We start from the raw sequence: 12,198 nt of genomic DNA, 5'->3' as shown, positions 1-12,198 counted from the left end.
ATTTTCCTAATCTCCTGTTTGTAAAGTGATATTGGGGTGTTCAGCAAAAATTTCCAAAATCGTTTCAAACAGAGTTTCGCCTTTTCCTTCCTCTAAATCCGTTGCCTTTTTCAGAAAGTGTAACGATCTGCTTCCAGTTAAGCCGGAAGATCTCAATTTGTAATAGTCGATACTGTGCTGGAGGCCGAGATCATGGCAGCTCTTGGAAGAATTTATCCATTTTATCGTGACCAACTCGTTGGATTCGAAGACGCCAAAACCGCCAAAAAGGATATCGTGAAATGCGTCAAAATTATGGGCGACGTCCCAGTCCAATCCAGAAGTCAGAATAGTGTACGCTTCTTTATAGAACTCGTCAATAGTTGAAAATTTATTTCCGTCTAATATCAGTACTTTATCTTTCACACGATTTAATAATTAGTATCATTACCCTTTTGGAAAATTGTGAATTTTTAAGCTGGCTGATTAGCACAAGTTTATAAATCAGAAGTTCGATCGGACGGCGCTCCGATACATTCATGTAAGCCCGGTAAAGGCAGGGCTATTCGATAAGGCTTGGGAGTACAGTTACCCCTCGGCGCGCGATTATATGAATTATCAGGAAGGCTTATGTGAGGTGGGGTTGCTTTGAAAGCCTGGTTAGCTGGCTTTCCCTTTTATCGACGTTAGCCGTTCGACGGGGCCGGCCGTCGCGGGTCCGGCCTTCCGGCGGCCTTTCATTTGAAGTACGTAGTCTCCCTTCGGAAGACTACGACGAACTAGAGACTGGCATTTTTTATATCTTCGACAATCAAAGTTATTTTCTCTTTGAATTCCGGTATTTCGACAGTTGCCGTTTGCCAAACTACATCCATGGAGACTCCGAAGTACTGATAAGAATAAGAATGTCGCGCATTCCCGCCAGACCCCGCCAAGATACTTCGGGGTATTTTTGCCGTGTTTCGATGGAAATATTTTTTACTGCCTCGCCCATAATCTCTATTCGGCGAATGACAGAGTCTTGCTTCTCGAAATTATTTTCGAACTCTTGCTCGGTGACGCCTTCCAAATAGTCCTCAATTCTGGCAATGCAGTCCAGTATATCTTGTAAGAACACTAGTTCATCGCGATTACTCCTATTACCCATACATCCTTACTTCTTCGGATAAAATACGGTTTCTCAAGGCTGGTTTTATAGACCTGTATTCCACCAGATCGACTTTTTTAAGTAAAGCATCTTCCAACTCGTGCTTGATACTCACAAATTCCAGTAGTCCCATTTTGCTGCCTAACTGAACGAGAATGTCAACATCACTCTGTTCGTCGGCGTGCCCCGTGACTAAAGAACCAAACAAACCTGCTCTTTCAATACGATGGCGGCGCAGAATAGGAACTACTTGGGTTTTGATTTGCTCTATTTCCATTTTTGTAAGGGATGTCTTATCAAAAGGTGATATTGTGCTTCGGGCCGTTAAAAACGGCTTTTTATATTTAATACGCAGTCTTGCAGACTCCGCACAACACGCCGCGCGGAACAGTACGACGAACTAGGGGTCAATTTTCTGAGTAATACCTTTCTATCCGTTCACCATTTTTAGAATCGCCAGTTTGTAATTTATACAATGTGATTTTTGTGTCTAAGTTTATGTACTCATCAGTAGTACCAACACCATAAATATTTTTTTCAGACCACTTATTTACTAAAACAAATCCATTTTCCCTAACATCCTTTTCATATTTGTCAATACTGTAATTTGAAGATAATGCTATAAATTTTGATGTTTTATTTACCACCAAGTGATTTCCATCATTGTCTTCAAAAACTTGTATATAATCTAAATTATTTGACATTTCAAATCCTAGTTTGCTAACTCTCGAAACTAAGCTATTTGTTCGAATAGCAAGATAAATATCAAGCAACTGGTCAAATGATGGCAAGCTTTTTGTTTGCGGAAGTGTTCTTGTTGGAGGTAGTGAGACTCTATTTTCAGAATTATCTCTTTTTATACTATTTTTACTAGCGGATAACACCTCTTCTGCTTCACTTACCTTAGAATCCAATTCACTATTTTTCGATTCTTCCGAGTTGTTGTCATAGCTTTGGTCGCAGCTCATTGCAAAAATGAAAAGAATAGCTACCACAAAGAAGATGTGTAATTTCATGATATTCTGAGAAATAATTTGGGACTACGAAAAAGTTTTGACAAAAGAAACCTTAAATGAAGTTGGCCGTCACAGACGGCCTTTTATTTAAAGTGCGGGGTCTCCCTTCGGAAGACCCCGCACAACCTTGCGACGCGGAACACTACGACGAACTAGTGAAGTTGAAACATCGCCGGGATAGGCTTCTTCGATGCATATGTCCGTTAGTGCCTTGCCCTTTTCAGCGCACTTGGCCTCAAATGGTTTCAGCATCGCTCTCAGTTCTATTCTGTCCATGTCAATATATCTGCTAACTTCCAATAGCCACGAGCCAATTAAAAAGTGTTCATTAGTCAATAGCAAAACAAGAAACTACAACTCTCTTCTCATCTTTGCTATTCGGGTTCGAGACAATTATTCCGTATTCTCCGGTTGCTAAGCCTTTTAGAGTTATGAGGTAGGAAGAGGTTCCATATTTTTTGCCGCCATTGAATAGAACTATGTCTTTGGAACTCGTACGACTCTTCATGAGTGTACCTGAATTATCCTTACTGATTAAGACAGACCTTGTACTCTTTTTCGCCTTGAATTTATAAATAGTAATGATACTTAAAGGATCAGAATCATTATCTACGGCACGTACTATCAACTGCAAAGGTTCACCAGACGAAAATCTAGCCTGAGCCTTTCCTCCATCGATTTCAAGTGAAAGGGCATTGAAGGAATTCGATGAAAAAGACAAACCAGAAGTAAAATTCCCAATTGCTTTATCAAGTTGCGAAAAGGATCCGTCGGTTTTTAATAGATATGACTCACCTACGAAGTCAGGCTCGTTGATCTGAGCTTTTAATGGCAAATTAACAACCAGAAAAATATTCAAAATCAAAAATGATAGATTGTATTTTTTCATTTATTTAAAAGATTTGTGTTTCGATTTTACTTTAATACCGATGGTATTAGTCGCTAACTTTGATTCACAATTGTAGGAGAACCTCTTCGCGTTTGCAACACGATCCGCTTCGCAGGGGCGAAGCAGTAAAGTCTCGATCGCAAATCGAGATCAGCCTTCAGAAACGAAAAATAAGCAAAATTCCCCAGTCCCACTACATTACCCCACTTTGTGCCTCAACAACTACTTCGCCGCCTTCTCCCCCTTCAACCGCTCCTTCAACTGCACCAACTCATCGCGGTACCGGGCTGCTTCCAGAAAGTCCAGATCCTTAGCAGCGGCTTCCATTTTGCGCTGGGTTTCGGCGATTAGTTTTTGAAGGTCGCCCTTGCCCATGTATTGTACGACGGGGTCGGCGGCGATGCGGACTTCGTCGGGCTCGACGTACATCTTTTTCACCTTGGAGTCGGCGACTGCGGTTTGCTCCATGATCGCCTCTTTCGATTTTAGGATGGTCTTCGGCGTGATGCCGTGCTCTTCGTTGTAAGCCATCTGGATGGCGCGGCGGCGGTTGGTTTCGTCGATGGCATTGCGCATGGAGCCCGTAATGCGGTCGGCGTACATCAGTACTTTGCCCCTTTCATTCCGGGCGGCGCGACCGATCGTTTGAATCAGCGAGCGGATATCGCGCAGGAAACCTTCCTTGTCGGCGTCCATAATCGCCACGAGCGATACCTCAGGCAGGTCAAGTCCTTCGCGCAGCAGGTTGACACCCACCAGCACATCAAACACGCCCAACCGCAGTTCGCGCAGGATTTCGACCCGATCCAGCGTCTTGACCTCCGAGTGAATGTACCTACCCTTCACGCCGACACGGTCGAGGTACTTGCTCATTTCCTCGGCCATGCGCTTGGTGAGCGTCGTGACCAGTACCCGCTCACCGCGCTTGACGCGGATATCGATTTCGGAGAGCAGGTCGTCGATCTGGTTCAGGCTGGGCCGCACATCGATTTCGGGGTCCAAAAGTCCGGTGGGACGGATGATCTGCTCCACCACTACCCCGTCGGTCTGGCGGAGTTCGTAGTCGGCGGGCGTCGCGCTCACGAAAAGGGTTTGGGGCGTGAGGTCTTCAAATTCCTGGAAAGTCAACGGGCGGTTGTCCATCGCCGAGGGTAGGCGAAAACCGTATTCGACCAGCGATTCTTTGCGGGAGCGGTCGCCGCCCCACATCGCCCTGATCTGCGGCATGGTCACGTGGCTTTCGTCCACCACCATCAGAAAATCCTCGGGGAAATAATCCAGCAAGCAGAAGGGCCGCTGACCCGGCAGGCGGCGGTCGAAGTACCGCGAGTAGTTCTCGATGCCTGAGCAGTATCCCAGTTCGCGCATCATTTCCATGTCGAATTCGGTGCGTTCCTTGATACGCTCGGCTTCCAGCAGGCGGCCTTCCCCGGCAAAGTACCGGATTTGCGCCGTAAGATCATCCTGAATTTGCTTGATGGAATCCATCAGTACATCGCGACCCGTAACAAAGAGGTTGGCCGGGAAAATAGCGATCTTCTTTTCGCTGGAAATTTTCTTGCCTGAATTGGGCTCAATGCGCTGGATTTCTTCGATTTCATCGCCAAAGAAAATAATGCGGTAGGCAAAATCCGCGTAGCCGGGATAAATATCCACCGTATCGCCCTTGACCCGGAAAGTACCCCGCGAAAACTCCACTTCCGTCCGACTGTACAGAATCTCCACCAACCTGAAAAGAAACTGATTGCGGCTCGTGATTTGCCCTACGCCCACGCGCAGAATACTCTTCTTGTACTCGTTGGGATTGCCCGCGCCGTAGATGCACGACACCGACGCAATAACGACGATATCACGCCGCCCGCTCATCAATGACGAAACCGTCGCCAACCGCAGCTTATCGATTTCCTGATTGATCATCAGGTCTTTCTCGATATAAGTACCCGTAGTCGCGATGAACGCCTCGGGCTGGTAGTAGTCGTAGTAGCTGATGAAGTACTCGACGGCATTGTTGGGAAAAAACTGCTTGAACTCACCGTACAGCTGGGCGGCCAGGGTTTTGTTATGGCTCAGGACCAGCGTCGGCCGGTTGACCTGCTGGATCACATTGGCGACGGTGAAGGTTTTGCCGGAGCCCGTCACGCCGAGCAGCGTTTGGGCGCGTTCGCCGTCGCGCAGGCCTTGTACCAGTTGTTCAATCGCCTGGGGCTGGTCGCCGGTGGGAACGTATTCGGAAGTCAGTTCAAAGGACATGTTTTTGGGTGGGTTTGGGAAAAAGCGTACCGGACGTAACAAAGGTTTTGGGCCGAATGGTTCGGGGGGAGAGGAATGATTTTTATTATCTTTGACCGTACGAAAAAGTTTGACTATGAATACGGCAAGAATACTTTATGAGCAGTATAAGGTGCTGCCAAAAAAGGTACGTAAGGAGCTCAAAGCTTTGATAATAAGTGAGGATGAGCCAGAAGCGTCCAATTCTCTAATGGCGGAAATTGAGCATGGTTTAGAGGAAGTAAAAGCCATGAAGGAAGGGAAGATTCCAGTTCGGACCTTTGAGGACATCAAAAGAGACTTGCGAAATGGCGAATGAAGTCAGAGCAATTCCTTTATTTGAAAGCAAGTACAAACGATTTTTAAAAAAGTTTTCGTCGCTTGAACAGGAAATTGGCGATTTGATTGAAGAGTTGAAAGAGAATCCCAAGTTAGGTGTTTCTCTGGGCGCGGGGCTTTACAAAATAAGACTAGCGAGTCGCAGCAAAGGTGGCGGCAAAAGTAGCGGTTTTAGAGTCGTGACCTACCTGGTAGATGAAAGAGAAGATGGGACAGATGTTTATCTCGTTACCATATTCGATAAGTCTGAAGAGAGCAGTATCGATAAAAAAGTTTTAGTCAAAATCGTCAAACGATTATTTGGATGATGTAGTTATTAGTCGCGGATTAATCCACTACACTACAAATCCACCAACCTTTGATCAACAAACTAACTACCCTCCTCTTTCGCTTCGCGGCCCTGACTTGCTGGGCTTTCTCGATCACAAGCTGCGCCGTCAGGAAAACCGCTGACCTCACCTATCAAAGCGCCACTAAAAACTTGCCCGAACAGCAACTCGACGTATACGCGCCCCGCAAGGTCAAATCGCCGCGTCCCGTGCTGGTTTTTATCCACGGTGGCAACTGGAATTCGGGTAAAAAATCCCAGTACTGGCCGATGGGACGCAATTTTGCCCGGAAAGGCATCGTCACGGTCATCATCGACTATCCGCTAAGTCCGGCGGCGAACTACGACGATATGGCCAAAGCTTCGGCCAAAGCGGTGCAGTGGACGGTGGAGAACATCGGAAAGTACGGTGGTGATACAAGCCGATTGTATTTGTCGGGTCACTCGGCGGGCGGGCATCTGGCCGCACTCATTGGGCTGGATGATGGGTACTTCAAGGCGCTTTCCATGAAAAATCCGGCAGCAGGACTGGTACTTATCGACGCCGCCGGGCTGGATATGTACAACTACCTATTGGAGAAGAAGTACGACACCGACAATACCTATATCAAGACGTTCACCAACGACCCCAAGGTTTGGAAAAAGGCATCGCCGAGGTACTTTCTACGGGAAAATATGCCGCCGATGCTGATCTACCGGGGTGGTGAAACCTACGAGTCCATCGAGAAAAGTACCGAGGCTTTCATGGCCGATTACCGGAAATTCGTTCCCAATCCACGCTATAAGGTACTCGAAGGCAAGAAGCACGTGCCGATGATCGTGCAGTTTTTCTTTCCCTGGAACAGGCATTTTCCGGAGATTGTGAAATTTGTTGAGCGAGGAGAAAAGGAGCAGGAATGAATGACGATGGAAACCGATATTTGTTCGTGTATGGTACCCTGATGAGGGGCCACGAAAATCCCTTCTCCCAAACATTACGGGCCGGAAGTGAATTTGTAGGGAAAGGACACTTCACCGGGAAGCTCTACCGGGTGGATTGGTACCCCGGTGCTTTGTACTTGCCGGACGAGCAATCGCTCGTTTGGGGAGAAGTGTACCGGCTTTTCGATTTTGAAAAACTCATTCCTGAACTGGATGAATACGAAGACGTGCTGGTCGACGAAGCGGCCAGCCTATACCTCCGGCGGGAAGTACCCGTAAACTTAACTGACGGCCAGCAATTGGTCTGTTGGACGTACTTGTACAATCAGCCGATCGGGCATTTGCCCGTCATCGAAGGCGGGAAGTTTCACTGATTTTCTTCGTCGAACCGATCCGTGATTGCCTTACGGATGGCCTGGTGAGGACGCATACCGGCGCTACGGGTGCGGGGCACGGCACGGTCGGAGGTGGTAGATTTGGCTCGCAACGCGAGATTTGAAGCAGTGAGATGCCGGGTCCGCCATTGCTCGTATTCTTCTTCACTCATAATGTGGCGGGCTACCTCGCCGCGGGCGTGACCATCGTTGTAGGCTTGGGTACGGCTGTCGATCAGGGCCAATTTGCGTTCTTCTTCCAGGTCTTCTATTTCCTTGCGCAATTTCTTTTCCTGTTGTTGCAAATCATCCGCAACGGGCAATACCGCCAGGTCATTTTCCATGATATTCTTCTGAACGATCTGCTGGGAAAGTACCTTTTCCAAAGTAGTGAGTTCCTTTACCAGCTTCTTGCGGCGGCGACGCAACCGCCATAGGCGCGGGTCGATCTGCAGCCAGCGGTACCAGAAACTCTGCAAAACCGGAATCGCCATGCCTAACGACACCGCCCCGGCGATCGCGAACAACACGCCACTCAGTACGAAGGACAGCAACGCCCAGGGGCTGTTGACTAGCGTCAGGCTCAGATTGTCGGAGTCGCGCAGGGCGGCTTCAATCTTATTGGTCAATTCGGGGCTATTGATCGGAGCGCCCGTCAGTGGGTCCACGGCATTGAGCTGAATATTCTTGATCGACTTGTTGATCGCCTCTTTCAGTTTGTCGGTGCGGTAGGCCTCGTAGCGGAACCAGCCCAGCACCAGCAAAGTACCTACGGCAAAGATGGACAATGCTACCTTGAAACGCCCGTAACGCTTTTGAATACGGGGCGAGTCATCGGTTTGATAAGGGCCTTCGATCAGACGATCGTAAGCGGGTTTCAGCAGAATGGAAACCATCGCCAGGCCCACGGCAAATGCCCAGGCTTCGTTGGAGTTGCGGATGTTGAGCGCGTAGGCTACAATTTCGTGGGAGATGATGAGATCGCCGAAGAGAAACGACAGACCCGCAGCGAGAAAAATAAAGCCGGCCAACAGCGAGTAATGCGTGGCCGCATTGGTGCGCTTCTCTTTCAGTTCTGCCGTTTCCTGTTCGGTCTCGTTCACCCGATCCTGTACTTCCTTCGCGCGCTTGGAAGCATCGTTCAGGCCCAGCAGATGCGTTTGCAGACGGTCGAAGGCTTCTTTTTGTTTAGTCCGCGTCACCTGGCTGGTCACTTCCAGCATACCCAACTCTTTTTTCTTCTCGTCCAGCCGCTCCACTACCCACTCGTGGCTCACCTGGCTTGACAGGTACCCTTCGTACGCTTCGCGACCCAAGTTTTCGATGCCGCTGGTATATCCGTGCTGGTAGTCTGGATTCTGCTCTTCCATTTTATAAATTGAAAGTGGATAGTTGAAAGTGAAGATTATAGGCTAACTGCCCCGAATTTCCCGCAGCTGCCGCTCCGAGAGTTGTCCTTTCATTTTCCGGGCCAGGTAGAATTCACTTTCGAAAAGTTTGATAAGCATGTCACGGCGGGCAGAAAGCCGGTCGCGCTCGCTCTCTGAATTACTTTGCTCACGAAGAACCTGCCATTTTTTTACCCGCAATTCATCAATTTCGTGATTGAGTTGCGTGATTTCGGCTTGCCAATCGTGGTTGTGCGCGATGGCTTCGCGACGCCCCCGTACCGTTGTTAGCCACAGGCGAAGGTCATTGCGCAGGACGGTAATGTTGCTGAGGAATAATTTTCCGGCGAACAGAAAGAGAAAAAATACGAAAACGAACAAAGCCGCAGCCTGCCACCAGCTTTGGGTCTGCCAGGCCTGCGCAAAGACGAACAAGGCCGCCGCCAGCGGCATACCTACTTCTTCCAGCAAACGCCGCCACGAAACGCTGCTCTCGGTGTCATGGAAAAGGGAAATGCGTCCAAACAGGTTGAACATTCCGGCCAGGAAAATACCCAGAGCCACAAACGAACTGCTGGCGAAAGCAGGGCGCAGCGTTTCTTCAATTAAATAATAATTGCCCACGCACATGGCGATGGAAAGTACCAACCCTACCAAAGTGCGTGGCAGCTGATGCTCGCCTTCCGGCTGCGCTTGGTCGAGGCCCCGCAGCTTTGCCTGCAGCTCCTGAATGCGATTCTCTTTCTGGCCAATGAAAAGGTTCAACTCCTGCACACGCTCGTTTTGCTGCTCCACATTGCGCACATGGTCAGCAGCCAGATGCTGGAAGTAGTTGTAGATGATATCCGTCTTCTCGGTGGGATCAGATTGAGACAAGCCGAAAAGTACGCCTTCGTCGCGGAGCGTGTCTTCGTCTTCCAGCCAATAAGGAATACTCAGTTCCGAACTTGCCGGGGAATCTCTGGAAAAAGTATCAACTGCGGGCAATTGCATCCGGTATACTCCGGTGTTGTTCGCTTCGGCGGCCGTCGTACCTTCCGACTCTGGTGACGAAGTGAATTCATCTTTATTTTGCTCGTTCACAAAGGAGGGTACTTTTTCATCACGACTGCGCGCCACAGGCTGACTTTCGGAAAGGAGGTTGCGGTACTGCGAAGCTTCCACCTCGGCGGGAATCCGATAAGCGGGTGAAGAGTCGGGGCGGGTGGGGTCATTCATAACTGGTCGGGAATCAGAGCGAAACGACGGCCCGGTATCGTTGTCCGGCAATGGACTATCTTTATAATAATCCAGGTCATCGCCCTTGGGGCGTTTTACATAATCCGAAAAACGCTCCCACACACTGGCCATGATTCAATGGAATGATTGTCAAAAATTAATTTCCCGCAAGTATTTACCAAAACAGCCGGATAATCGACAATATTGTGATGGTCGGTGAAATTTTAGAGCGCAGGAAAGTGGTTTTAAGCCACGGCAAACATCTGTTTCAGCGCCAGCCACAGTCGCTTTTTCCGGGCTTTGTCCGGCTCTATGACCGATAGCGGCTCGGCCAGCAGGAACCAGATTCCCTCAATTTTTTTGGGCATGTAGGGCGGCAGGAGCAAGTCGAGTTTTAGTTTGATTAAGGGTACCCCGAAACTGATAAAGTAATTGGTACTTTTCTGCGCCAGCACCGTACGGGCGTCGGCCTGGGCAATGGTACTGAAATTCAGAATGTCTGTTTCGCCGATATCGTGCCCGGTGGCTTTCAGGATATTTTCCAGAAGGAGGGCGTCGGCAGGCAGCAATTCTTCCTGGCTTTTTTCATCCACCAAAACCAAAATTCGATGCTGCAAAGCAGGAAAAGTAGGCGCAGCTGCTGGCTTGGGCGGTTCGGGGGCAGCAGGTACTTCTGGCAACGAGGGAGCCGCCGGGCGGGCAATCGCGGTGCTGACTGCCTCGGCCATTGGTTTCACTGCTTTGACCTCACCATGCTTTTCCGTTGCTGGAATCGCGGTTTCTTGCTCCTGAGTAGCAGACTCATCCGCTAATCCCGCCTTTTTTTCTTCCGCTTTTCCTACCAAAACGGGCTCGTCTACCCGAAACAGGGTTTCATGCTGAAAAAAGGTTTGGTAAAAAGCAGCCGAATTCTCCATTGATCAAAAACAATTAACATTCGCGTCCCAAATCAACGAATCTCACCAGTAACTACCCATTAATTCAATACCGCTTCCCGGTGAATCAGCGCTTCGCGGTCCGGTCCGGTGGAAACGAAAGTGATGGGTAGTTTCAGTTCTTTTTCCAGAAAATTCACATAGGCTGTCAGCGCGGGGGGCATATCTTCAAAGACGGCAATGCCATCCAGTGATTGCTCCCAACCTTTGAAATCCTGATATACGGGTTGCACGTCCTCGGTGCAGAGGTCGTAGGGCAGGTGATCGGTCGTGGTCCCATCGGCCAGGCGGTAGTGCGTGCAGATGCGGATCGTGTCAAAAACATTGAGGACATCCACCTTCATCATCACGAGCTGAGTCACTCCGTTGAGCATGATGGCGTATTTCAGGGCGGGCAGGTCCAGCCAGCCGCAGCGGCGCGGACGGCCCGTGGTGGAGCCAAACTCATTGCCTTCTTTCCGCATTTTTTCGCCCGTTTCTTCCAGTAGTTCGGTTGGGAACGGGCCGCTGCCGACGCGGGTGCAATAGGCTTTGAAAATACCGTACACCTCGCCAATGGCGTGGGGCGACACGCCCAGTCCCGTGCAGGCCCCGGCGGTCATGGTACTTGAACTCGTCACGAAAGGATAAGAGCCGAAATCAATATCAAGCAGAGAGCCCTGAGCGCCTTCGGCAAGTACGGATTTTTCGCTGGACAGGGAATCGTTGATAAAGTACTCGCTGTCCACAAGCTGGAATTGCTGCATGAAATCAACGGCGGCAAAAAACTTTTCCTCGGCGGCACTTAGCGTCTCTTGGTAATCGAAATGATAGAAATCGAGAATGGTCTTGTGGGCATCCACCAGCTTTTGGTACTTAGCCTTGAATTGTCCACCGACGATGTCCCCCACCCGCAGACCGAGGCGAGCGATCTTGTCCTGATAGGTCGGGCCGATACCGCGGAGAGTGGAGCCGATCTTGTCGTCGCCCTTTGATTTTTCGTAGGCGGCGTCGAGCAGGCTGTGCGTGGGAAGGATGAGGGAAGCTTTTTTAGAGATGAAAAGATTCCCTTTCAAGTCGAGATTGAACTTCTGCAACCCCTCGATTTCACGACGGAAAACGATGGGATCGAGCACCACGCCGTTGCCGATCACATTTTGAATGTCAGCACGGAATATGCCGGACGGAATCTGGTGCAGCACGTGTTTGATGCCATCGAATTCGAGGGTATGGCCGGCATTTGGGCCACCCTGAAAACGGGCCACCACCTGATACTGCGGCGCCAGCACGTCCACAATTTTTCCTTTTCCTTCGTCGCCCCATTGGAGGCCTAGTAGTACGTCAACTTTCATTTGTCAAATAGATGTTGGACCGGTCCGCCGGTGCGGTTGGACTTTGGACCTTGGATTTTGGACTT

Annotated in this window: 14 protein-coding genes; 4 read left to right on the top strand and 10 right to left on the bottom strand. The window is 49.5% G+C overall.

The features are described 5' to 3' along the window. Positions 1-6 precede the first annotated feature (6 nt). From IE117_RS12305 to uvrB, 6 genes are all read right to left on the bottom strand, one after another. Positions 7-405: a barstar family protein gene (locus tag IE117_RS12305; RefSeq protein ID WP_189564705.1), complete on the bottom strand. Its 399-nt coding sequence runs from the start codon at positions 403-405 to the stop codon at positions 7-9. A 439-nt stretch (positions 406-844) separates the two neighbouring features. Further along, positions 845-1,096, bottom strand: coding sequence for a HepT-like ribonuclease domain-containing protein (locus IE117_RS12300; RefSeq protein WP_229580792.1), 252 nt, complete (start codon positions 1,094-1,096; stop codon positions 845-847). A gap of 22 nt (positions 1,097-1,118) precedes the next feature. Then, the gene (locus tag IE117_RS12295; RefSeq protein WP_189564704.1) at positions 1,119-1,403 is read right to left on the bottom strand and encodes a nucleotidyltransferase family protein; all 285 of its coding nucleotides are present in this window, start codon (positions 1,401-1,403) and stop codon (positions 1,119-1,121) included. Positions 1,404-1,533: 130 nt separating this feature from the next. Beyond that, a complete protein-coding gene (locus IE117_RS12290) occupies positions 1,534-2,142 on the bottom strand; it encodes a hypothetical protein (protein WP_189564703.1) in 609 nt (202 codons plus the stop codon). 328 nt (positions 2,143-2,470) lie between these two features. Next, the gene (locus IE117_RS12285) at positions 2,471-3,031 is read right to left on the bottom strand and encodes a hypothetical protein (protein ID WP_189564702.1); all 561 of its coding nucleotides are present in this window, start codon (positions 3,029-3,031) and stop codon (positions 2,471-2,473) included. A gap of 222 nt (positions 3,032-3,253) precedes the next feature. Continuing rightward, on the bottom strand, positions 3,254-5,281 hold the full coding sequence (gene uvrB / locus IE117_RS12280) for an excinuclease ABC subunit UvrB (RefSeq protein ID WP_189564701.1): 2,028 nt from the start codon (positions 5,279-5,281) through the stop codon (positions 3,254-3,256). A gap of 115 nt (positions 5,282-5,396) precedes the next feature. Here uvrB and IE117_RS12275 point away from each other — a divergent pair, with 115 nt between their 5' ends. From IE117_RS12275 to IE117_RS12260, 4 genes are read left to right on the top strand one after another with little or no spacing between them, the layout of a single operon-like run. Then, the gene (locus IE117_RS12275) at positions 5,397-5,618 is read left to right on the top strand and encodes a hypothetical protein (RefSeq protein WP_189564700.1); all 222 of its coding nucleotides are present in this window, start codon (positions 5,397-5,399) and stop codon (positions 5,616-5,618) included. Next, on the top strand, positions 5,608-5,946 hold the full coding sequence (locus IE117_RS12270) for a type II toxin-antitoxin system RelE/ParE family toxin (protein WP_189564699.1): 339 nt from the start codon (positions 5,608-5,610) through the stop codon (positions 5,944-5,946). The genes IE117_RS12275 and IE117_RS12270 overlap by 11 nt, the downstream gene beginning before the upstream one ends. Positions 5,947-5,996: 50 nt before the next feature. Next, positions 5,997-6,866, top strand: coding sequence for an alpha/beta hydrolase (locus tag IE117_RS12265; RefSeq protein ID WP_229580790.1), 870 nt, complete (start codon positions 5,997-5,999; stop codon positions 6,864-6,866). Next, a complete protein-coding gene (locus IE117_RS12260) occupies positions 6,863-7,261 on the top strand; it encodes a gamma-glutamylcyclotransferase family protein (protein ID WP_189564698.1) in 399 nt (132 codons plus the stop codon). The genes IE117_RS12265 and IE117_RS12260 overlap by 4 nt, the downstream gene beginning before the upstream one ends. Here the strand turns inward: IE117_RS12260 and IE117_RS12255 are convergent. From IE117_RS12255 to IE117_RS12240, 4 genes are all read right to left on the bottom strand, one after another. Then, a complete protein-coding gene (locus IE117_RS12255) occupies positions 7,255-8,631 on the bottom strand; it encodes a hypothetical protein (RefSeq protein WP_189564697.1) in 1,377 nt (458 codons plus the stop codon). The genes IE117_RS12260 and IE117_RS12255 overlap by 7 nt on opposite strands. 42 nt (positions 8,632-8,673) lie before the next feature. Further along, positions 8,674-9,999, bottom strand: a complete 1,326-nt coding sequence (locus tag IE117_RS12250) for a hypothetical protein (protein WP_229580788.1) — start codon at positions 9,997-9,999, stop codon at positions 8,674-8,676. A 113-nt stretch (positions 10,000-10,112) separates the two neighbouring features. After that, positions 10,113-10,784 carry a hypothetical protein gene (locus IE117_RS12245; RefSeq protein WP_189564696.1) on the bottom strand — a complete coding sequence of 224 codons (672 nt, stop codon included), beginning with the start codon at positions 10,782-10,784 and terminating at the stop codon, positions 10,113-10,115. A 59-nt stretch (positions 10,785-10,843) separates the two neighbouring features. Further along, the gene (locus tag IE117_RS12240) at positions 10,844-12,133 is read right to left on the bottom strand and encodes an adenylosuccinate synthase (RefSeq protein ID WP_189564695.1); all 1,290 of its coding nucleotides are present in this window, start codon (positions 12,131-12,133) and stop codon (positions 10,844-10,846) included. Positions 12,134-12,198 lie beyond the last annotated feature (65 nt).

It is taken from the genome of Persicitalea jodogahamensis, assembly GCF_014651615.1.
Lineage (GTDB): Bacteria > Bacteroidota > Bacteroidia > Cytophagales > Spirosomataceae > Persicitalea > Persicitalea jodogahamensis.
This window is presented reverse-complemented; position numbering and strand designations above follow the sequence as displayed.

What these genes read in the sequence shown, in the direction of transcription:
- IE117_RS12285 (WP_189564702.1), bottom strand. Translation starts at nt 3,031, where the DNA reads ATGAAAAAATACAATCTATCATTTTTGATTTTGAATATTTTTCTGGTT.
- IE117_RS12275 (WP_189564700.1), top strand. Translation starts at nt 5,397, where the DNA reads ATGAATACGGCAAGAATACTTTATGAGCAGTATAAGGTGCTGCCAAAA.
- IE117_RS12260 (WP_189564698.1), top strand. Translation starts at nt 6,863, where the DNA reads ATGAATGACGATGGAAACCGATATTTGTTCGTGTATGGTACCCTGATG.
- IE117_RS12245 (WP_189564696.1), bottom strand. Translation starts at nt 10,784, where the DNA reads ATGGAGAATTCGGCTGCTTTTTACCAAACCTTTTTTCAGCATGAAACC.
- uvrB (WP_189564701.1), bottom strand. Translation starts at nt 5,281, where the DNA reads ATGTCCTTTGAACTGACTTCCGAATACGTTCCCACCGGCGACCAGCCC.
- IE117_RS12290 (WP_189564703.1), bottom strand. Translation starts at nt 2,142, where the DNA reads ATGAAATTACACATCTTCTTTGTGGTAGCTATTCTTTTCATTTTTGCA.
- IE117_RS12255 (WP_189564697.1), bottom strand. Translation starts at nt 8,631, where the DNA reads ATGGAAGAGCAGAATCCAGACTACCAGCACGGATATACCAGCGGCATC.
- IE117_RS12240 (WP_189564695.1), bottom strand. Translation starts at nt 12,133, where the DNA reads ATGAAAGTTGACGTACTACTAGGCCTCCAATGGGGCGACGAAGGAAAA.
- IE117_RS12270 (WP_189564699.1), top strand. Translation starts at nt 5,608, where the DNA reads ATGGCGAATGAAGTCAGAGCAATTCCTTTATTTGAAAGCAAGTACAAA.
- IE117_RS12295 (WP_189564704.1), bottom strand. Translation starts at nt 1,403, where the DNA reads ATGGAAATAGAGCAAATCAAAACCCAAGTAGTTCCTATTCTGCGCCGC.
- IE117_RS12250 (WP_229580788.1), bottom strand. Translation starts at nt 9,999, where the DNA reads ATGGCCAGTGTGTGGGAGCGTTTTTCGGATTATGTAAAACGCCCCAAG.